The organism is Pseudomonas prosekii (genome assembly GCF_900105155.1).
GTDB classification, from domain to species: domain Bacteria; phylum Pseudomonadota; class Gammaproteobacteria; order Pseudomonadales; family Pseudomonadaceae; genus Aquipseudomonas; species Aquipseudomonas prosekii.
In genome coordinates this window covers 332635-351133 of record NZ_LT629762.1, presented here as the reverse complement: position 1 = coordinate 351133, position 18499 = coordinate 332635, and the positions used below count along the sequence as shown (strand labels likewise).

21 protein-coding genes, 1 tRNA gene and 3 pseudogenes are annotated in these 18499 nt (G+C 60.4%); 14 read left to right on the top strand and 11 right to left on the bottom strand.

Translation table 11 applies throughout. The annotated features are described in order from the left end of the window. Window positions 1-49 precede the first annotated feature (49 nt). Both BLU01_RS01645 and BLU01_RS01640 read right to left on the bottom strand, forming a co-directional pair. On the bottom strand, window positions 50-1366 hold the full coding sequence (locus BLU01_RS01645; RefSeq protein WP_092281418.1) for an MFS transporter: 1317 nt from the start codon (window positions 1364-1366) through the stop codon (window positions 50-52). A 238-nt stretch (window positions 1367-1604) separates the two neighbouring features. Next, a complete protein-coding gene (locus BLU01_RS01640) occupies window positions 1605-1958 on the bottom strand; it encodes a DUF7693 family protein (protein WP_092269926.1) in 354 nt (117 codons plus the stop codon). A gap of 200 nt (window positions 1959-2158) precedes the next feature. On the opposite strand from BLU01_RS01640, the gene BLU01_RS01635 reads away from it, so the two are divergent. Beyond that, complete coding sequence (locus BLU01_RS01635; RefSeq protein ID WP_054048905.1) at window positions 2159-2539, top strand: RidA family protein; 381 nt, start codon at window positions 2159-2161, stop codon at window positions 2537-2539. Between the two features lie 82 nt (window positions 2540-2621). On the opposite strand, the gene msrA is transcribed toward BLU01_RS01635, so the two are convergent. Then, the gene (msrA, locus tag BLU01_RS01630) at window positions 2622-3128 is read right to left on the bottom strand and encodes a peptide-methionine (S)-S-oxide reductase MsrA (RefSeq protein WP_092269923.1); all 507 of its coding nucleotides are present in this window, start codon (window positions 3126-3128) and stop codon (window positions 2622-2624) included. A 6-nt stretch (window positions 3129-3134) separates the two neighbouring features. Beyond that, window positions 3135-3641 carry a hypothetical protein gene (locus tag BLU01_RS01625; RefSeq protein WP_157720135.1) on the bottom strand — a complete coding sequence of 169 codons (507 nt, stop codon included), beginning with the start codon at window positions 3639-3641 and terminating at the stop codon, window positions 3135-3137. Between the two features lie 349 nt (window positions 3642-3990). On the opposite strand from BLU01_RS01625, the gene BLU01_RS01620 reads away from it, so the two are divergent. Further along, complete coding sequence (locus BLU01_RS01620; RefSeq protein ID WP_092269920.1) at window positions 3991-4470, top strand: VOC family protein; 480 nt, start codon at window positions 3991-3993, stop codon at window positions 4468-4470. A 7-nt stretch (window positions 4471-4477) separates the two neighbouring features. Here the strand turns inward: BLU01_RS01620 and BLU01_RS01615 are convergent, their stop codons facing one another. Continuing rightward, window positions 4478-5869 (bottom strand): aldehyde dehydrogenase family protein, encoded by a 1392-nt coding sequence (locus BLU01_RS01615; RefSeq protein ID WP_092269916.1) that lies wholly within the window; start codon window positions 5867-5869, stop codon window positions 4478-4480. 100 nt (window positions 5870-5969) lie between these two features. Between BLU01_RS01615 and ptrR the strand changes: the two genes are divergently transcribed. The 4 genes from ptrR to map all read left to right on the top strand — a co-directional run bounded on the left by ptrR (window position 5970) and on the right by map (window position 8844). After that, window positions 5970-6848, top strand: coding sequence for a putrescine utilization regulator PtrR (ptrR, locus tag BLU01_RS01610; protein WP_092269913.1), 879 nt, complete (start codon window positions 5970-5972; stop codon window positions 6846-6848). Window positions 6849-6945: 97 nt separating this feature from the next. Further along, window positions 6946-7284 carry a hypothetical protein gene (locus BLU01_RS01605; protein WP_092269910.1) on the top strand — a complete coding sequence of 113 codons (339 nt, stop codon included), beginning with the start codon at window positions 6946-6948 and terminating at the stop codon, window positions 7282-7284. Between the two features lie 511 nt (window positions 7285-7795). Further along, complete coding sequence (locus BLU01_RS01600; protein WP_092269907.1) at window positions 7796-8047, top strand: ParD-like family protein; 252 nt, start codon at window positions 7796-7798, stop codon at window positions 8045-8047. Continuing rightward, complete coding sequence (gene map / locus BLU01_RS01595) at window positions 8044-8844, top strand: type I methionyl aminopeptidase (RefSeq protein ID WP_408003127.1); 801 nt, start codon at window positions 8044-8046, stop codon at window positions 8842-8844. Before BLU01_RS01600 ends, map begins: the two co-directional genes overlap by 4 nt. Window positions 8845-8909: 65 nt before the next feature. On the opposite strand, the gene BLU01_RS01590 is transcribed toward map, so the two are convergent. The 4 genes and pseudogenes from BLU01_RS01590 to BLU01_RS01575 all read right to left on the bottom strand — a co-directional run. Next, complete coding sequence (locus BLU01_RS01590) at window positions 8910-10595, bottom strand: sensor domain-containing diguanylate cyclase (protein WP_092281414.1); 1686 nt, start codon at window positions 10593-10595, stop codon at window positions 8910-8912. Window positions 10596-10721: 126 nt separating this feature from the next. Further along, a complete protein-coding gene (locus BLU01_RS01585; RefSeq protein WP_092281412.1) occupies window positions 10722-11495 on the bottom strand; it encodes a nucleotidyltransferase domain-containing protein in 774 nt (257 codons plus the stop codon). A gap of 26 nt (window positions 11496-11521) precedes the next feature. Then, window positions 11522-11995, bottom strand: a complete 474-nt coding sequence (locus BLU01_RS01580; protein ID WP_092269904.1) for a hypothetical protein — start codon at window positions 11993-11995, stop codon at window positions 11522-11524. A 103-nt stretch (window positions 11996-12098) separates the two neighbouring features. Then, a pseudogene (locus tag BLU01_RS01575) lies at window positions 12099-12311 on the bottom strand (LysR substrate-binding domain-containing protein); the annotation flags it as partial. Here BLU01_RS01575 and BLU01_RS01570 point away from each other — a divergent pair. Together BLU01_RS01570 and BLU01_RS01565 are read left to right on the top strand one after the other, a co-directional pair. Continuing rightward, window positions 12312-12716 (top strand): annotated as a pseudogene (locus BLU01_RS01570) (agmatine deiminase family protein); the annotation flags it as partial. Between the two features lie 87 nt (window positions 12717-12803). Next, window positions 12804-12878 (top strand) — tRNA-Gln (locus BLU01_RS01565). A gap of 77 nt (window positions 12879-12955) precedes the next feature. Here BLU01_RS01565 and BLU01_RS01560 read toward each other — a convergent pair. Further along, window positions 12956-13216: pseudogene (locus tag BLU01_RS01560) on the bottom strand (helix-turn-helix transcriptional regulator); the annotation flags it as partial. A gap of 188 nt (window positions 13217-13404) precedes the next feature. On the opposite strand from BLU01_RS01560, the gene BLU01_RS01555 reads away from it, so the two are divergent. Together BLU01_RS01555 and BLU01_RS01550 are read left to right on the top strand one after the other, a co-directional pair. Then, window positions 13405-13806 (top strand): VOC family protein, encoded by a 402-nt coding sequence (locus BLU01_RS01555; RefSeq protein ID WP_092269899.1) that lies wholly within the window; start codon window positions 13405-13407, stop codon window positions 13804-13806. Next, the gene (locus BLU01_RS01550) at window positions 13803-14000 is read left to right on the top strand and encodes a hypothetical protein (protein WP_092269896.1); all 198 of its coding nucleotides are present in this window, start codon (window positions 13803-13805) and stop codon (window positions 13998-14000) included. The genes BLU01_RS01555 and BLU01_RS01550 overlap by 4 nt, the downstream gene beginning before the upstream one ends. Window positions 14001-14030: 30 nt before the next feature. Here the strand turns inward: BLU01_RS01550 and BLU01_RS01545 are convergent, their stop codons facing one another. Then, on the bottom strand, window positions 14031-14915 hold the full coding sequence (locus BLU01_RS01545) for a LysR family transcriptional regulator (protein WP_092269893.1): 885 nt from the start codon (window positions 14913-14915) through the stop codon (window positions 14031-14033). 135 nt (window positions 14916-15050) lie between these two features. Between BLU01_RS01545 and BLU01_RS01540 the strand changes: the two genes are divergently transcribed. The 4 genes from BLU01_RS01540 (at window position 15051) to BLU01_RS01525 (ending at window position 18466) form a co-directional block, all read left to right on the top strand. Then, on the top strand, window positions 15051-16364 hold the full coding sequence (locus BLU01_RS01540) for an NAD(P)/FAD-dependent oxidoreductase (RefSeq protein ID WP_092269890.1): 1314 nt from the start codon (window positions 15051-15053) through the stop codon (window positions 16362-16364). A 45-nt stretch (window positions 16365-16409) separates the two neighbouring features. Then, on the top strand, window positions 16410-17498 hold the full coding sequence (locus BLU01_RS01535) for a polyamine ABC transporter substrate-binding protein (RefSeq protein WP_092269887.1): 1089 nt from the start codon (window positions 16410-16412) through the stop codon (window positions 17496-17498). 213 nt (window positions 17499-17711) lie between these two features. Next, entirely contained in the window at window positions 17712-18005 is a 294-nt protein-coding gene (locus BLU01_RS01530) for a hypothetical protein (protein WP_092281410.1), read from the top strand. Between the two features lie 74 nt (window positions 18006-18079). Further along, window positions 18080-18466 carry a c-type cytochrome gene (locus tag BLU01_RS01525; RefSeq protein WP_092269884.1) on the top strand — a complete coding sequence of 129 codons (387 nt, stop codon included), beginning with the start codon at window positions 18080-18082 and terminating at the stop codon, window positions 18464-18466. The last annotated feature ends 33 nt before the right edge of the window (window positions 18467-18499 follow it).

Sequence of the window (18499 nt, the reverse complement as noted above, 5' to 3'; positions counted from 1 at the left end):
TTTATGCGCAGAGCGGGCGAAACAGGTTCGCTCTGCGTCTTCCTATGCGTCAGTTCACCGCCCCCCGCGTCACCAACCGCAATCCGCTAGCCAAACTTCCCACCGCCGCGAACCCCGCGCCAATGCTTAGCGCCAGCACCGGGCCGTGCTTGCCGGACAGCCCGAAACTCAGGGCGACCAGTGCGGCGCCGGTGGCTTGGCCGATTAGTCGGGCCATGGCGATAGTGCCGCTGGCTCCGCTGGCACGTTCGCGTGGGGCGCTGGTCATCAGGGCTTTCTGATTGGGGGCCTGGAAGAAGCCGAAACCGATGCCGCAGATGATCATGCGAGTGACGATGCCGGTGGCGCTGGGGTCGCTCGGCAGCAATGCGAACGAGAGCATGCCGGCGCTGAGAATGGCCAGACCGATGCCGCCGAGCAAGCCGGGCGGGTAGGTGTCGGACAGGCGCCCGGCCATTGGCGCGATGAGCGCGACGACGATCGACCATGGCGTCATCAGAAAACCGGTCTGGATCGGGTCGCGACCTAGCGTAGTTTCGAAAAAAAACGGCAGTGAGGCGAAAGCCAATCCCTGGGTCGCAAACGAGCAGAACGCGGTCAGCGCTGACAAGGCGAACATCGGTCGCTTGAGCAAATCCAGCGGAAACATCGGCGCTGGATGCCCGGCCTCGCGGCGCAACAGCAATGCTCCGGCGATCACCGCGACGACGAGAGCGATCACCACGCTGCTGGTGGAGCCGAGTTGTGCGGCCTGGCTCAGGGCGAAAATCAACGCGCCGAAGGTGAGGACGTTGAGCAGCGCGGTCAGCGCGTTGAACGCCAGGGCGTTGGGTTTGCTGATCGGCAATGAGCTCCAGGCGAATGCCAGCGCAAACAAACCCAGCGGCAAATTGATCGCGAACAGCCACGGCCACGTCGCGACTGACAGCACCAGCGAGGCGATAGTCGGGCCGGCGGCGAAGCACGTGCCGACCACCAGCGCGTTCATACCCAAGCCGCGACCGATGCGTTGCGGCGGGAAAATCAGGCTGATCAGCGCCGCGTTGACGCTCATGATCGCGGCGGCGCCGATGCCTTGCAGCACTCGCGCGAGAGTCAACGTCGGGAGCGACCATGCCAGCGCGCACAACGCCGAAGAGGCGACAAACACGATGATCCCACCAAGAAAAACCTTTCGATGGCCGACGATGCCGCCCAGTGCCGCAAATGGCAGCAGCGTCGCCACGGCGGCCAGTTGGTAGGCGTTGATGATCCACACTGAGGCCGCGGGCGAAGCATTGAGGTCAGCGGCGATGGTTGGCAACGCGGTGTTGGCGATGGCGGTGTCGAGGGTTGCGAGGGCGATCGCCACGAGGATCGCCACCATTCCGCGCAGCTCCCGCGAGGTGAGTTTGCCGGAACGGTCGGTCGGCAGGTCTTTGGCGAATTGAGTCATCGGGTGGTCATTGGCCGGGCACGGGTTGGGTGAAAAGGTCCCTCAGACCTGCGGCGCACTGCCGCCGGATCATAACCCGAGATTTTCGATGTGTGCCGCCACAGGCCTACGTCGTCGATGAAACGATGATGTCGACGAGGTTGACCGGCACGTAGACCAGCCCTTCGGCTCACGCGGAGCAGCAGCCCTCTGACAGCAGCCGTTCGATTTGCGCCAGTTCCCAGGTGCTGAGCAGGCTCACGGGGTCGGTGCCGTAACGCTGCCAATCTTCAAAAAAACCTTCGCGGCCATCCGGGCAGACGCAGCTTTGGCAGTGGCGCAGATGCTTGCCGTCGAAGTCGAGGGTCAGGCGCCAGCCTTCGATATCGACTTGCACCGGGCCGCGGGTGTCGAGGCATTGCAGGTGGCGGGTTTGCAGCGCCGCATCGCGCAATATCTGGCAGACCTCGCGGGCGCTGAGCGCGGGGCGTGGCTGGCTCAGTGGGTTGGTTTGCAGAAAAAGTGTTTCGCCAGTGGGTTTCATCAGCAGCCTCGTGCGCCGGAGGTTTTCGGTGCGAAGCCGTGAAGATACCTTGTGCGCGAGGGCGCTGGTAGTGCGCCAAACCGGGAGGCGCAGGCGGTTTTGCCGGGTTTGGGTGCAATTCGGCAACAGTTCGGCGCGGGCGCGGTAAAATGCGCGCCGGTGGGCGACAGCCCGTTAACTTTCCAAGCGAAGAGAGCCCCATGGCCAACCAAGACATCACTTTTATTCCGGACCCGGACGCAGACTCGATTTCCTCCGACGTCGCCGGTTTCGGCGGCCTGCTGGTTTCCACGCAGATCCCGACCCGCGCCGATGGCAGCCTGGAACTGGGCGGCATCGTCGAGCAAAGCGAATGCACGTTGCAGGCGCTGAAAGTTGCGTTGGAAGGCGCGGGCAGTTCGATGGATCGGGTGTTGCACCTGACCATCTATCTCACTGACATGGCTGACCGCGCGGCGTTTAACGAGGTGTACCAGCGTTTCTTCGCCAAACCGTGGCCGGTCCGCGCTGCGGTGGGTGTGGCGGCGCTGGCCGTTGAAGGCATGCGCGTTGAAGTGACGGCGATGGCTGCCAAGGGTTGATGGGGGGATGGTGGCCGTTGAGGCGTTCGCCATCCAGGCACATATAAAAGAGGCGGCTCAATTGAGCCGCCTCTTTCAATGTTCAACCGCGCTTCGGCAGTTTCCAGTTCGGGCGGATGAAGTGGCAGGTGTAGCCGTTCGGCACGCGTTCGAGGTAGTCCTGGTGTTCCGGTTCGGCTTCCCAGAACGGGCCGGCCGGGGTGATTTCGGTGACCACTTTGCCCGGCCACAACCTCGATGCCTCGACGTCGGCTACGGTGTCTTCGGCGACCTGTTTCTGCTCTTCGCTGAGGTAGAACAGCGCGGAACGGTAGCTGGCGCCGAGGTCATTGCCTTGGCGATTGGCGGTGGTCGGGTCGTGGATCTGGAAGAAGAACTCGAGAATCTGGCGATAGCTGATCTGCTCGGGATCGAACACGATTTCGATCGCTTCGGCGTGGTTACCGTGATTGCGATAGGTCGCATTCGGCACTTCGCCACCTGAATAACCGACCCGCGTGGACAGTACGCCGGGGTAGCGTCGCAGCAAATCCTGCATGCCCCAGAAGCAGCCACCGGCCAGGATGGCGGTTTCGGTTTGCGTCGTCATGGATGGTCATTCCCCTCGGTGAAATGGTGCGTTACTGATTGATGATCGGGCTGTTGAACTGGTCGGAGTAACTGCCGCCCATGAGCGAGGATGCCACTCGATCAGAACCGATGCCACTGCGCGAGTAAGCGAGGCGGGCTGCGTTGACCCGGTCGGAGCCGTCGGCGGCGACTGCACCAGCGCCAACGCGGTCAGAACCATCCGCCGCAACAGCCCCAGCGCCAACGCGATCAGAGCCATCTGCCGCAACTGCTCCGGCGCCGACTCGATCCGAACCATCCGCAGCAACTGCACCCGCGCCGACCCGGTCGGAGCCATCCGCCGCAACTGCACCTGCGCCGACGCGGTCAGAACCATCCGCAGCAACTGCACCAGCGCCGACGCGGTCAGAACCATCCGCCGCAACTGCACCCGCGCCGACTCGGTCCGAACCATCTGCCGCAACTGCACCCGCTCCGACTCGATCCGAACCATCCGCCGCAACCGCTCCAGCGCCAACTCGATCCGAACCATCCGCCGCCACCGCCCGCGTTTCCGCAGCCCACGCACCCGGCACCACCACAGCTGCCGCAAGCACCAAAACAACGCCTGAAATAAACCTGTATTTCATGATGTTCTCCACGACCCGTCAGCGACGCACATTGCGGCTGAATTGATTGCGATTGGCACGGGTGCGCGGCACAGCGCACGGGTGTCGACGTGTTGCGTGACTTCGAGATATCGAACTGAACAGTATAGATCGCTGATTTTCACCGGTTCGGCGCGACGACCACCGGTGCCGACATGCGGTGGCAAAGTCGGGCGGACGGAGCGCGTGGCCCGGCTAGAATCAATGCGTCATTCCCCACTTTGGAGCAGCGAAATGCTCAGCAAAAACACCGTGTGCATCTGGTACGAAAGCGCCGCACTGGACGCCGCCGAGTTCTACGCCGCGACGTTTGCCGACAGCAGCGTCGGCGCCGTTCATCGCGCGCCCGGCGATTATCCGGCGGGCAAACAGGGCGACGTGTTGACCGTCGAATTCAGCGTGATGGGCATCCCGTGTCTGGGGCTGAACGGCGGCGCTGGGGTCAAACACAACGAGGCGTTTTCGTTCCAGGTCGCCACCGAAGATCAGGCTGAAACCGACCGCTTGTGGAACGCAATCGTCAGCAACGGCGGCAAGGAAAACGTCTGCGGCTGGTGCCAGGACCAATGGGGCCTGTCCTGGCAAATCACCCCGCGCGTGCTCACCGACGCCATTACCAGCGCCGATAAAGCCGCGGCCAAACGCGCGTTCGAAGCGATGATGCAAATGGGCAAAATCGACGTCGCGGCCATCGAAGCGGCGGTGCGCGGCTGATAGGTGATCAGTGACGATCCAGCCACACAGTCTGCGCGTTGCAGAATTCGCGGACGCCGAAGTGCGACAGTTCGCGGCCGAAACCGCTTTTCTTCACGCCGCCGAAAGTCACGCGCGGGTCGCTGGCGCAGTAGCCGTTGATGAACACGCCGCCGGTTTCGAGTTCGTCGGCGAAGTGTTTGGCGAGTTCGAGATCGCGCGTGTAGACCGTCGCGGCCAGGCCGAATTCGCTGTCATTGGCCAGCGCCAAGGCGTGTTCGGCGTCGCGCGCGGTGATGATTGAGGCGACCGGGCCGAACAGTTCCTGTTTGAACGAGGTCATCTGGTCAGTCACTTGGCTGAACACGGTCGGCTCGTAAAAGTTGCCCGGGCCTTCAGCCTTCTTGCCGCCCAACAACAGAGTTGCGCCTTCTTCCAAGGTGTCGCGCACTTGTTGATCGAGTTCATCGCGCAGATCAAACCGCGCCATCGGGCCGATGTACGTGTCGTTCGACAGTGGGTCGCCGACCTTCAATTGCTGGGTCGCTTCGACGAACTTGCGGGTGAATTCCTCGACCACGCCTTGCTCGACAATCAGCCGCTTGGCCGCTGCGCAGACTTGCCCGGTGTTCTGGTAACGACCGATCACCGCCGCTTTGACCGCTTCATCGAGGTCGGCGTCGTTGAGCACGATGAACGGGTCGGAGCCGCCCAGTTCGAGCACGCATTTTTTCAGCGCAGCGCCGGCCTGAGCACCGATGGCCATGCCGGCGCGCACGCTGCCGGTGAGGGTCACGGCGGCAATTCGCGGGTCAACGATGGCACTGGAAACACCTTCCGGCGTGACGTTGATTACCTCGAATACACCTTCGGCAAACCCGGCGCGCTTGAACGCGTCGCGCAGCAGATAAGCGCTGCCCATCACATTCGGCGCGTGCTTGAGCACGTAGGTGTTGCCGGCGATCAACGCTGGAACCGCGCCGCGCAGCACTTGCCAGATCGGGAAATTCCACGGCATCACCGCGAGAATCGGGCCGAGCGGGCGGTACTCGATGCGCGCCTTGTTGCCTTCGACCAGCGTCGCTTCGGCGCTGAGCATCGCCGGGCCGTGTTCGGCGTACCACTCGCACAGTTGCGCGCATTTTTCCACTTCACCGCGCGCCTGGGTGATCGGCTTGCCCATTTCCTGGGTAATCATTTGCGCGAAGTTCTGCGCGTCGTCCCGCAATGCCTTGGCCAGTGCGATCAGCGCTTGCGCGCGCTGCTCCAGTGGCGTGCGGCGCCAGGTTGCGAAGCCTTTGGCGGCGCGGGCGAGGGCGGCTTCCAGTGCCGCGGCGGATTCAAACGGGTACTGGCCAATCGTTTCGCCGGTGGCGGGATTGATCGAAAGCGCGTGGGTGAGGCTGGAGACCTGAGTCATGACACCGTCCTGCTGGGTGGGAATTCGCTCAGGTTAAGGCGATGGCTGTTTTCTGGAAACTGAATAATACTGAGCGTATCGTTCACGTTTGGAGAATGTCTTGGATCTGGTTCAGCTGGAAATTTTCAAAGCTGTCGCCGAGCACGGCAGCATCAGCGCGGCTGCGCAACACATCCACCGAGTGCCGTCGAACCTGACCACGCGGATCAAACAACTGGAGCTGGACCTGGGCGTTGACCTGTTTATCCGCGAGAAAAGCCGCTTGCGCCTGTCGCCCGCCGGCTGGAGTTTTCTCGATTACGCGCGGCGCATTCTCGACTTGGTCCAGGAAGCACGGGCGACGGTGGCGGGCGAAGAGCCGCAAGGTGCGTTTCCATTAGGTTCGCTGGAAAGTACCGCAGCGGTGCGCATTCCCGAACTGCTCGCGGCGTACAACCAGAAACACGCCAAAGTCGAGCTGGATCTGTCCACCGGACCTTCCGGGACCATGATCGACGGCGTGCTTGCGGGGCGTTTGGCTGCCGCGTTTGTCGACGGCCCGGTGTTGCACCCGGCGTTGGAAGGCGTGCCGGCGTTCGAGGAGGAAATGGTCGTCATCGCGCCGCTCAACCACGCGCCGATCCGGCGCGCGCGGGACGTCAACGGCGAAAACATCTACGCGTTTCGCTCCAATTGTTCGTATCGGCATCACTTCGAACGCTGGTTCAGCGAGGACGCTTCGGTGCCCGGCAAGATTTTCGAAATGGAGTCCTATCACGGCATGCTCGCCTGCGTCAGCGCCGGCGCCGGTTTGGCGTTGATGCCGCGCAGCATGCTCGAAAGCATGCCCGGCTGCAGCACGGTGAGTATCTGGCCGCTGACCCCGTCGTTCCGGTTTTTGCGCACCTGGCTGGTGTGGCGCCGCGGTACGGTGTCGCAAAGTTTGACCATGTTTGTGCGTTTGCTTGAGGAGCGCGGCGTGGTCGAAGCGGTGAAGTGAAAACAGCGCCTGTGGCGATACCAATTTGCCATCACTTCCATTAGAGTGTGCGCCGCTCGGGAGACGGATCCCGGGCGTTTACTAATGGAGTTTCACCTTGAATTACCTCAGCAAGATGGTTGCCGTTGCAGTATGTGGTCTGGTTTTGGCCGGTTGCACAGGCGCGCCGATGAAGACCCAGCAATATGACGCCAGCCAATACACGGTCCTCGGTCACAGCGAAGCAAGCGCCACTGGCATGCTGCTGTTCGGCTGCATCCCGATCCAGCACAACAACCGTTTTGTTCGCGCCCAGACCGCCGCGATCAAAGCCAAGGGCGGCGACGCGCTGATCAACACGCAAGTGCAGGAAAACTGGTTCTGGGCCTACGTGCTGACCGGTTACACCACCCATGTGTCGGGCGACGTGATCAAGCTGAACAACAAGATTCAGTAAGTGATCCAGTGGGGGTGAGCGAGCTTGTGAAGTCGGTTCTACAGGCAACATAGCTGTTGAATGTCAGGGCCATTTCGCCAGCAGGCTCGCTCCCGCAGTTTCAGTTTTGCGCAGTATTTGCCGACGAAAAAGCCCGCACTAGGCGGGCTCGGTATTCGAGTAGGTGGCCGGTGCTGGTCTCCGGCTTACGAGATTTATCAGGCTTCTCACAGCAAAGTTTTTTACTTTGCTGCTTCACACGGCATAAGGGCTGGATCTCAGCGCGGAGATCTTTCTAACCGTGTACCCTTCGGAGCGCGCCCCACGCCTCCTCGCTATCCTCTTGCGCATCAGTCTGCGTCTTCACCTACAACTTCAGAATAGTCAAAAGCCGAAATCCCCGCGCAGTCTTTTTAGATCGATTGCGCGCAAGCGCGTGGGCGGCAGGATGGAAAAACGCTATGCATTTGCAGTCACCCGAGACGTTGCAGTAGTATACGATTCATATGCATTTCATATCGGATGGTTGTTCATGGGTATCGTCAAAATTTCAGAAGACATGCACGAGAACCTGCGGGTTGCGAGCAATGCGCTGAGCCGCTCGATCAACGCCCAGGCTGAGCACTGGATGCGCGTTGGCATGCTCGCCGAGCTGTATCCAGACCTGGACCACAACGCGATCTGCCGTTTGCTGATTCGCGCCGAACAGGCCGGTGGTCTGGATCTGCAACAGGTCTGCGCAATGGCCGATGGCGTGAAGATCCCCGCAGGAGCTGCCGTATGAACCGCGCCGTGAGGGCCATCGTGCCGATCAATACGCCAGCGCAAATCGCTCAGTCAGGCGTCGCCGGCAAAATGGCCGCCGAGGTGTTGGCGATGATCGGCCAGCACGTCAAGCCGGGTGTGACCACCAATGAACTGGACCGGATCTGCAACGACTACATCGTCAATGTGCAGAAAGCCATTGCCGGCAACATCGGTTATCACGGCTTTCCGAAAACCGTGTGCATTTCAGTCAACGAGGTGGTGTGCCACGGGATTCCTTCGGACCAGGTGCTGAAGGATGGCGACATCGTCAACATCGACATCGCCGTGGTGCAGGATGGCTGGTTCGGTGACACCAGCCGCATGTACTTTGTCGGCGAGCCGCGCCCGGAGGCGCTGCGGCTGGTGCAGACGACCTATGAAGCGATGTGCGCCGGCATCCGCGTAGTGCGCCCCGGCGCGACATTGGGCGATATTGGTCATGCGATTCAAAGCGTCGCCGAGCGTGATGGTTTCAGCGTGGTGCGCGAGTATTGCGGGCATGGCATCGGCAAGGTTTATCACGATGAACCGCAGGTGCTGCATTACGGTTATCCGGGGCAGGGCCTGACGCTCAAAACCGGGATGATTTTCACCATCGAACCGATGCTCAACGCCGGCAAACGCCACGTCAAAACCCTCGCCGATGGCTGGACTGTGGTCACTAAGGACCTGTCGCTGTCGGCGCAGTGGGAGCACATGGTCGCGGTGACCGACGATGGTTTTGAAGTGCTGACCGCGTGGCCGGATCAGGTCGAAGGTTATCCGGCGCCGTAGCGAACGGCGGGGTGGGCGACGAGATTAGCGTCGCCCGCATCCAGCAACAATCCAGCGCAAAAAACTCACTCGGCGCTCAACGTCTGCGTGGTGCTGAACACCCGATTACGCCCCGCAGCTTTCGCCTGATACAACCGCTCATCTGCGCGTTTGATCAGCGCCGAGGCATTGCTATCCGACAACTCCGCCACGCCGACCCCGATACTCACCGTCACCTGACCCACTGCAGCAAACTGCGCTTGGGCAATCGCCGCGCGGATCTTCTCCGCCACGACTTCGGGGCTTTCCGGCTCTTCCAGCTCGGGCAGCAACACCGCGAATTCCTCACCGCCAAACCGCGCGACAAAGTCAGTCGCGCGGGTGTTGCGCTGAATCAACTGCGCCAGTTGCACCAGCACGTCATCGCCGGTCGCGTGTCCGTAAGTGTCGTTGATTCGCTTGAAGTGATCGGCGTCGATAAACAGCAGTGCAAACGTGCGGCCGGTGCGCTGGAACAACAGGCTGCATTCGGCGAGTTTTTCATCAAAACGCCGCCGGTTGAACACCCCGGTCAGCGCGTCGTGAGTCGCCAGTTTCAACAGGTCGGCATTTGCCTGGGTGAGGGCGGCGGTGCGCTGCGCGACGGTGGCTTCGAGCGAGGTATTGGCCTCCAGCAGCTCATGCTCCTTGCCGAGCAATGACTGGGTCATGCCCTCGATCGAGGACACCAGTTGGGCGATTTCCAACACCGGATGATGCTGCGGAAAAACCACATTGGGCTGCTGCTCGCCGACCTGCTTCGCCGCGCGCGCCAGTTGCTCGATCGGCCGACTCAGGTACAGCGCCAGGTAATACGCAACCAATCCGAAAATCACCGCCGCGAGTACACCCAGCAACAGCAATTTGTACAACAGCACCCGCGCCGGTTGCAGTGCGATGTCCAGCGGCTGACGCACCGCGATGTACCACGCCAGACCGGTGCTGGAAGGCGTCGGCACGGCAACGGCGCTGGTCAGATAACCGTTGCCGACCGTCCAGCCCGGCGTGGCGCCGGACTGTTGCGAAGCCATCGGCAAGTTCGGCAACTGCTCGCCGGCCAGTTGTTCCGGGTACAGCACCTTGCCATCGTTATCGACAATCAACGCCTCCACGGCCGGCGTCGTGCCTTTTTGCAGCACCGCCGCGTCGACAATCTTCGTCACCCAGCTCCAGTGCGCGTGCGCGCCCAATACCCCGACCACCTGGCCTTGGGCATTGCGAATCGGTGCCGCGAAATCAATGAAGCGCAGAGGCTCGCCGTTCGGACTGCCCGGCAGCAATTTGGCGAGCAACACCGCTTCGTGCGGATCGCCGGTGTAATCATCACGCAACCCGGCCTGAAACCACGGTCGTTGCTTGACCGACTGATTGACCAGCAGATTATTCACCGCTTGGCGCACCCGGCCATCGCCATCGGCCACGCCCATCCAGGCATATTCGGCGCGCGATTGGGTGCGCAACTCCATCGAAGTCAAAATGTCCGGGTCATCAAGATTGCCGCGCTTCAACAGCGGCGCGCGGCTGAGCAGCGACACTTCGAGTTGGCGTTCATGCAGTTGCGCGCCAAGCAACTCGGCGGCGGATTTGGCCGTGCTCAGCAGCGCATTGCCGCTCGCTTGGCGCATCTGCGCGGTGGCGATGTGGCCCACGTAAAACCCGACGCTGAGCAGCGTGAGCAACGACAAACCGGCAAACCAAAGGGTCAGGTGACTGCGCAGACTTGCTTTGAACATGAAGTGGCTGCCGCTTTTTAGAGTGCGGGCATGGTAGGCGTTATGGCCGGTTTGGAAAAGCCAATGGGCGAAATCGTCGGACAAAAAAATGTGATCCAATTCAAATATAAGCGTGTCGCCAAGCGCTTAATGAACTCGGACACCTGCCATCCACTGGACAAAATTGCGCAACTGCGTCGAGAACTCCTTGACCGACGTGGTCGGCGTTTTTGCCAATACCAGAAAGGATTCGATCTGCGTCTTCATCGACGGATAATGCCGGGCAAACTGCTCGGCATGCTCGTCCAGCGTGCGCGGCCAATTTCGGTCTTGATCATATCGCAAGATATTGGTCGCGCGGATGAGTTTGCGCGCTGCTTCGCGTTGCCAAAGCGACTGTTCATTTATGTCGATCGTTTGCTCGATGCGTTCGGCATAACGGTTCAACACCGCTTCGAAATCACCGTTGACCGCAACGGCTATGGCGCGCGAAGGTCTGAACGGTGCAAAGCGTTGACCCAGATCATTGCCCCAGATGCAGCGGCAGTGGTGTTTTAGCCAGTAGCCCCAACTGAACAAGTTATCCGCTGCGAGCACTTCTGCGCGATGGCCAATGTCGAAGTCAATCTTCACGACTTCGGGATGCCGGGCTGCCAGCGCTTTGCGTAGGGCCTCTATGTTTTCAAGGTCGGGCGAGGAGCCCTCGTGGCTAAGGACCAAGGTCACGTCCAGGTCTGAAACCCTTGGAACGGCTTCGCCTCTTGCGACACTTCCATACAGGTAAATGCTGTCCAGCAGCAGCGGCGCCTCAGCGACCAGCGTGCTGCACAGGTCGCGCAGCAGCTCCTGGAAATCAGACTGAACGGGAGCGTCGGGTACCTCGAGGATGAAGCCGTTTGCATCTATACCGTTTTGCGTCATGAAATCCTCCTCACTTCGCGCGACCATCAACCCGCCGAACGCGCAGACCCCATTCCCAGCCCTGCCGAGTAATCCGTGCGCGTATTCCCCAGCCGATCACGGAAGGCAAAATGGCTGACCACGACGCATAAACCCAGGCCCAACATATCCGCGACGAAGTTCTGATAAGCCGCGCTGAACGCAATCCCGTTCTCCAGAGGATCGACGTACATCTCGTTATATGCCGAGAGAAACAGCACGATGATCAAGCCGCCCCACGGGCTCCACGGCATGCCTGTTTGCAGCGTGCGCAAGTTGTCGCGCAGCGATTGCTTGAACAATCTCGTCGGAAGGGTCACGTAACCGAGCAGCAACGCGGCGCAGAAGCCATAGAGGAAATGGCAGAAGTTGTAGCTCCAGACGATGATGTTGAAGGCGTTGAGCTGGATCAGCCAGAACGTGGCGAAGATCGCCAGGCACAGCAAAAACGGTGTGTGGGTCGAGCGCGTGGTGAATAGCATTGAAGCTTCCTTGGGAGAGATTTGATCCTTGGGCGGCAATGCTACCGGACTCGCATAGGGATCCGCGCGGCTTTATAAGCGCGGACTGACAGCCAACCCACCATCAGCGCTGCAATTGCCCCACCAACCACTCACTGAAACTGCGCGCATTGTTTTCACTGTCGCGATGAGTCAACAGCGCCCAGTTCGGCCCGCGAATGGTTTGCTCGACCAAGGGTTGCAGCTGTCCATCCGTGAGCGCCTTGCGGCTCAATAACTGGCTGACCAAAGCGATCCCCAACCCGGCGCACGCCGCGTCCAGCAGCAAACCCGGCTCGCCATTTGGGGCGATTTTACCCCGGACGTACAAACCGCGTTGGGCCTGCTTGCGCGGGCCATCGCGCGTTATCAATCGGTGACTGTGTTTTGCCGTCACCGCGAGCGCGATTTGGCGGAGAAACACTGCGGCACGGCCAACATCACCTACGTCACCTGCAAACTCGACGACATTTGGATGCGTGATATCGGCGCCAATTTTGTCGTCGACGGCGCGGGCGGGTACTTCCTGGTCAACGGCGCGGTGATCGCGCCTGAATTTGGCGACAAAATTGCCGACGCCAAGGCCCTGAAACTGCTGACCACGCTGTATCCGGGCCGGGAAGTCGTGCAGCTGAATATCGACGCGATCAGCGCTGGCGGCGGCGGGATTCACTGCGTTACCAGCCATCAACCGAGGGTCTAGGGACAAGCGGCTGATTTAAAACGCATTTATTCGAAAAGAACACTTCCCTAAAGCGAGGGAAGTTGTTACATTTCCGCGCGTTGTTACAGGGGCGTCGCCAAGCGGTAAGGCAGCAGGTTTTGATCCTGCCATGCGTTGGTTCGAATCCAGCCGCCCCTGCCATCTTCTGAAAAGGGGACAGATTTATTTTCCAGCTCGCGTCCAGCGGCTGAATAAATAAATCTGTCCCCTTTTTGCTTTCAGCGAAACCGCGCCGCATCGCGCATGGGCGGCATGCCGAACAGCCGCGCGTATTCGCGGCTGAATTGCGAAGCGCTTTCATAGCCCATGGTGAAAGCGATGGACGCCGCATTGCGAGGATCGAACAACAGCAACCAGCGCGCGCGGATCAGGCGCAGACGTTTCTGATACTGGATCGGCGTCATCCCGGTGATGATTTTGAAGTGACGGTAAAACGCTGCGACGCTCATGTCGCACATCGCCGCCAGTGATCGCCCGCGCACTTTGCCTTCGTCGCTGGGCAGCGTGGCGATCACGTACGGGTTTAGCGTCAGGCTGTTACCAGGCGGTTATCCGTCACCAGGCAAAAGCACAAACAGGCAGGTTTGCGCCAGAAACCACGGCGCTTGTGATCGGTTTCAAGCGTACGGTGGTGGCACTACTCAGTCAGCAGCAGTGAGGCCACCACATGCTTGATCATATTTTTCTGTCGGTCAGCGACGTCGCTCGTTCCATCCGTTTCTACAGCGCCGCGCTGACGCCGTTGGGCATTACCGGACGCCTCGATTACGACGGCAAAGACGGCCCGCCGGGGCATCCGGACCTCAAGGGTTTCGGCGCCAATGGCCGGGTGTTTTTCTGGTTGCGCGAAGGTGTGGTCGAGGGCCGCGCGGTGCATGTCGGTTTCGTCGCCAACAGTCGCGCCGAGGTCGAAGCCGCCTACGCCGCCGCCATCGAAAATGGCGCTGTAGACAACGGCGCACCGGGTGCGCGTCTGCACTACGACCCCAATTATTACGCCGCAAACGTGCTGGACCCGGACGGGTACAGCCTCGAATTCGTCTATAAAAACTGGCAGCACGTGCAATGAAAACCTTGATGATCTACGGCGCGACCGGCTACACCGGACGCATGGCCGCCGTACACGCCAAAGCAGCCGGTCTGGACTCAGCGGCGCGCCGGGTGCTCGATGGCGAACGCCAGACAGGCTTCGCCACGCCGGGCCAAGTGTTCGGCGCCGGGTTTGCCGAGACGATTGCTGGCACGACGATTACTGATTTCTAGCGCTGTCTATAAAGAGTCAGCGCGGCAGGTTCATGCAGAACCCGGCTGCGCCTGCTCCGCAAACCATTCCATCACCACCGCACACGCCGGATGCAGCGCCGCCGACGCTTGCGGGCACAACGCATACACTCCGCGCGTCATCAGTGGCTGCCCAAATGGCACCACCAAAACCCCGCGATCCAGCGATTCCTGGGCCAGGGTCAAATCGGTCATCGCCACACCCAGTCCGCGCGCGGCTGCGTCCAGCGCCAGTTCGTCGAGATTGAACGGAATGTGCCGGTAATCCTCTAGCGATTTGCCGCCGTTCGCCGCCAGCCAATCGATCCACGCTTGCTTGTCCGCCGAGCGGTGCAGCAGCGCAAAACCCACCAGCTCATCCATCGAATCCAGCGGACCGACGCCGGGCGCGCAGACCGGCACCAGCGCTTCCTCGAACAGGGTCAGGCTGGCGGGATCGTTCGACGGTTCTGGCAAGTAAAGAATGTAAGCGTCGCTGTCACTGGCCGGCTCGACGATCTCGGTGGCCACGGTTTCGATTGACAGCGAAACGTCCGGGTGACGCCGGTAAAAGTCGCTGAGTTTGGGCAGCAACCAGCGCACCGCCAGCGAGACGTGCATGCGGATCCGGAACGGGCGTTTTTGCGGCGAGAGGCGGTCTTCGAGGGTTTTCAGTTGTTCGAGGATCGACCGTGCGCTGGCCAGAACCTGTTCGCCTTCAACAGTCAGCTGAATGCTGCGGCTGCTGCGCACGAAAAGCGGCACGCCGAAATGGCTTTCCAGTTGCTGGATTTTTCGGCTGACCGCGCTCTGCGTCAGGCACAGCTGCTGCGCGGCTTGGGTGAAACTGCCGCAATCGGCAACCTCCACCAACGCCTGAAGACCCTGAAGCGAGGGCACGTGACGAATCTTATCCATGCGTTTTATGAATGCCAGAATGAATTTATAACGTTGGTTGTATCACCGTCGGCCCTATAAATTCCAGTCATGGCTGTGATGGCTCTCATGCGTTGAGAGCATAGAGGAGCCGAATGACAGTCAACCGAGGTGACCATGGAAAATCTATGTGGCTGGATCGCACAGGCGGGCAATTCGCCGTTGCGTGGTCGCCTGAGCGGCACGCAAAAAGCCGATTGGCTGGTGATCGGCGCCGGCATTACCGGTTTGTGCGCGGCGCATTCGCTGGCCGAACTGCACCCTCAGGCACGCATCGTGATTGTCGATCGGCAGCGTGCGGCGCAAGGCGCATCGGCGCGTAATTCCGGGTTTGTGGTGGCGCATGAACACCCGAGCGTGGATGAATTGATCGGGCACCACGGCTTTGCCGGATACGAAACAGACACGGCGATTTCCCGTGCCGCCAGCCAGGAAGTGCGCCAGCGCATCGCCCGTCATGGCATCGAGTGCGACTTGCGCGAGGCCGGTTATTTCTTTGCGGTCAGCGACCCGGCGAAGCTCACGCACGTCGAGGAAAAACTCCAGACCCTGCACGCCGTCGGCGCTTCTGCTGATTTTCTTCAAGGTGAGCAACTCAAGCAAAAACTCGGTACGGCGCACTACCAAGCGGCGATCTGGTGTGGCGGCAGCGATGGCAGCGGCAACGCCTTGCTGCAACCGGCGAAGTACGTGAAGGGTTTGCTTGATGCGTTGCCGCCGAACGTCACCCTTTACGAAAACACCGACATCAGCGGTTTGCAGCGCTTGAGCGGCGCACGCATTCGCGCGCAAGGCGTTGACGGCTGCGTCGAGGCCGGGCAAGTGCTGGTGTGCCTGAACGCGTTTATCCCGCGCGCCGGGATTGCCGACAGCGGCACCTTCCCGATGGAGCTCAGCGCCAGCCTGACTCGGCCGTTGACCGAGGCGGAATTTGACGCCATTGGCCGCGTTGAGCCGTGGGGCGTATTGTCGACGCGGCCATTGGGCGCCACGGTGCGCTTGACCCCGGACCGTCGAGTGATGATCCGCAACACCGCCGAATACCGCTCGCGGGATCTGTCCACCGCTGAATTGTCAGTGCGCAGAAAACACCATGTACTCGGGTTGCAGCGGCGTTTTCCGTTTTTGCAGGAGCAGGATATTCAGTACACCTGGACCGGCCATCTCAGCGCCTCGCGCTCTGGCCAGGCGTATTTCGCGAAAGTCGAGGAGGGCGTGTTTGCCGTGGCCGGCTGCAACGGTTCCGGCGTGGCGCGCGGCACGTTGTGGGGGCGCTTGCTCGCGCAAATGTCCTCGGGCATTGATTCGCCGCTGCTGGCCTCGGTGATGCAACGCGCCCAACCCGGCTGGCTGCCGCCCAAACCATTGCTCGATATCGGTGCCATGCTGCGAATGCGCGTGGAGGCGGTCAGGGCCAGAACAGAAATCTGAATCGCGGTTCTCCTACAACAAAATTATTAAATCGGGTGATCAAACATGCGCGTCAATCCTGTTTCCCTCGCGGTTGTGCTTACGACGTTCTCGGCAATCAGTTACGCCGACGAACAGGTGAATATTTCCAACTGGAGCGGTTACATCGCCGAAGACACTTTGCCCAGTTTCACCAAGGCCACCGGGATCAAGGCAACTTACGACATTCACGACAGCAACGAAGTGCTTGAATCGAAGTTGATGACCGGCAACACCGGGTATGACGTGGTCAGCCCGTCGAACCATTTCATGTCGCGGCTGATCAAGGCCGGGGCGATTCAGAAACTGGATAAAAGCCAACTACCGAACTGGCAGAACCTCGACCCGGCGCTGCTGAAAAAACTCGAAGTCAATGATCCGGGCAACCAGTACGGTTATCCCTACATGTGGGGCACAGCGGGGATCGGTTACAACGTCGAGAAGATCAAGGCGATCTTCGGCACCACCGACGTCACGCATTCCTGGAAGCTGTTTTTTGACGAGGACAACATCAAGAAGTTGAGCCAGTGCGGCGTGGCGATTATCGATAACCCGACACAGATCCTGCCGATTACCCTCAACTATTTGGGGCTGCCGCACCACAGTCACCAAGCGGCGGATTACGCCAAGGCTGAGCAGGCGCTGCAGAAGATTCGTCCTTACGTTCAATACTTCCACACCTCTAAGTACGTCAGCGACCTGGCCAACGGCAATATCTGCGCAGTTATCGGGTTTAACGGCGACATCGTGCAAGCCGCCGCCAGTGCCAAGGAAGCCAATAACGGCATCAACATCGCTTATTCAATTCCTGACGAAGGCTCGACGTTATGGATGGACATGGTGGTGATGCCCAAGAGCGCGCCCCACGAGAAGAATGGCTACGCCTACATGAACTATCTGCTGGAACCGAAAGTAATCGCCAACATCAGCAGCAGCGTGCATTACGCCAATGCCAACTTGGCGGCGGACCCATTTGTCAGCGCCGAAGTAAAACAGGACGCGGCGATCTACCCGCCGAAAAACGTGCTGGAAAAACTCTTCACCGTCGAAGACTTGCCGCCGACCATTGCGCGGCTGACTACGCGGTTGTGGAACAAGTTGAAAACCGGTACTTGATCTGACCGAAGTCCAGGGCGCGGACCTCGTCGCGCCTTGCGAACCTGCCTTATATGCCTCGTGAGGCCGGGGTTCTGATCTGGCGTGGGCAAACAAGGCAATTTGCTGGCCCCCAAGAGGCCGCGCAATCGCCAGAATCGCCGCACTTTCAGATGCTTGGGTGAAATTCAATTGCGCAAACTAGTGATCTCGCTGGCGGTGGCGGGCGTAGCAATGTCGGTCGAATCAATGGCGGTCGAGGCCAAAGAGCTGAAGCCCAATGACCGGTATATGTGCAGCTGGGGGGCGGGGACCGCGGCGCGGGCGCAGGAACTCAAGTTGCAGGGCGTCTCTTTATATGCCGCGCGGCAGAAGATCCAGAGCTACAAGTTCAGTAAGACGTGGATGCGCATGATGGCCATGGGCATTACCGAACAGACTTACGACAGCCAGTCGCGCTTCAAGCCCGAGGCGATTCGCAAGAGCTTTTACGACGATTGCGTCCGCTACAAGTTGGCGCGCAAATGAAGTTTCGGTGCAGACGCGCGGCGTGATGAAATAGCCGCCCGTTTCTGCAAGTCCATCGGATAGAGAGCCGCTAGATGAACCACGCCGCTGTAATGACCTCCGCGCTGGTGCTGTGCGCCGCACTTTTCGGCAACCCGGCGCATGCCGCTGGCGATGCCGAAGCGGGAGGCAAGTTGTTCAGCCGCATGTGTGGCGGCTGTCATCAAGTTGGCGAATCCGCGCGCAACGGCTTCGGCCCGCAGCTTAACGGAGTAATCGGGCGCACGGCGGGCAGCGCTGAAGGTTATCAATACTCGGAGGCGATGAAATCTTCCGGTGTGATCTGGGACCGGGAAACCCTGGCCAAGTACATCGAAGACCCGAAAGGTGTTGTCTCCGGGACCCGCATGATCTTCTGGGGCATCAGCGACCCGGAAAAAATCGAAAACCTGCTGACGTATTTGCAGACTTTCCAGCCCTGAAGCCTTGAGTGAAATCAGGGTTCAAGGCGCGCA

Bases quoted from the DNA above. Each gene is read 5' to 3' on its own strand.
- BLU01_RS01645 (WP_092281418.1), bottom strand. From the start codon at position 1,366: ATGGTGGCGATCCTCGTGGCGATCGCCCTCGCAACCCTCGACACCGCC.
- BLU01_RS01640 (WP_092269926.1), bottom strand. From the start codon at position 1,958: ATGAAACCCACTGGCGAAACACTTTTTCTGCAAACCAACCCACTGAGC.
- BLU01_RS01635 (WP_054048905.1), top strand. From the start codon at position 2,159: ATGGCCAACCAAGACATCACTTTTATTCCGGACCCGGACGCAGACTCG.
- msrA (WP_092269923.1), bottom strand. From the start codon at position 3,128: ATGACGACGCAAACCGAAACCGCCATCCTGGCCGGTGGCTGCTTCTGG.
- BLU01_RS01625 (WP_157720135.1), bottom strand. From the start codon at position 3,641: ATGGTTCGGATCGAGTTGGCGCTGGAGCGGTTGCGGCGGATGGTTCGG.
- BLU01_RS01620 (WP_092269920.1), top strand. From the start codon at position 3,991: ATGCTCAGCAAAAACACCGTGTGCATCTGGTACGAAAGCGCCGCACTG.
- BLU01_RS01615 (WP_092269916.1), bottom strand. From the start codon at position 5,869: ATGACTCAGGTCTCCAGCCTCACCCACGCGCTTTCGATCAATCCCGCC.
- BLU01_RS01600 (WP_092269907.1), top strand. From the start codon at position 7,796: ATGGGTATCGTCAAAATTTCAGAAGACATGCACGAGAACCTGCGGGTT.
- map (WP_408003127.1), top strand. From the start codon at position 8,044: ATGAACCGCGCCGTGAGGGCCATCGTGCCGATCAATACGCCAGCGCAA.
- BLU01_RS01590 (WP_092281414.1), bottom strand. From the start codon at position 10,595: ATGTTCAAAGCAAGTCTGCGCAGTCACCTGACCCTTTGGTTTGCCGGT.
- BLU01_RS01585 (WP_092281412.1), bottom strand. From the start codon at position 11,495: ATGACGCAAAACGGTATAGATGCAAACGGCTTCATCCTCGAGGTACCC.
- BLU01_RS01580 (WP_092269904.1), bottom strand. From the start codon at position 11,995: ATGCTATTCACCACGCGCTCGACCCACACACCGTTTTTGCTGTGCCTG.
- BLU01_RS01555 (WP_092269899.1), top strand. From the start codon at position 13,405: ATGCTTGATCATATTTTTCTGTCGGTCAGCGACGTCGCTCGTTCCATC.
- BLU01_RS01550 (WP_092269896.1), top strand. From the start codon at position 13,803: ATGAAAACCTTGATGATCTACGGCGCGACCGGCTACACCGGACGCATG.
- BLU01_RS01545 (WP_092269893.1), bottom strand. From the start codon at position 14,915: ATGGATAAGATTCGTCACGTGCCCTCGCTTCAGGGTCTTCAGGCGTTG.
- BLU01_RS01540 (WP_092269890.1), top strand. From the start codon at position 15,051: ATGGAAAATCTATGTGGCTGGATCGCACAGGCGGGCAATTCGCCGTTG.
- BLU01_RS01535 (WP_092269887.1), top strand. From the start codon at position 16,410: ATGCGCGTCAATCCTGTTTCCCTCGCGGTTGTGCTTACGACGTTCTCG.
- BLU01_RS01530 (WP_092281410.1), top strand. From the start codon at position 17,712: ATGTCGGTCGAATCAATGGCGGTCGAGGCCAAAGAGCTGAAGCCCAAT.
- BLU01_RS01525 (WP_092269884.1), top strand. From the start codon at position 18,080: ATGAACCACGCCGCTGTAATGACCTCCGCGCTGGTGCTGTGCGCCGCA.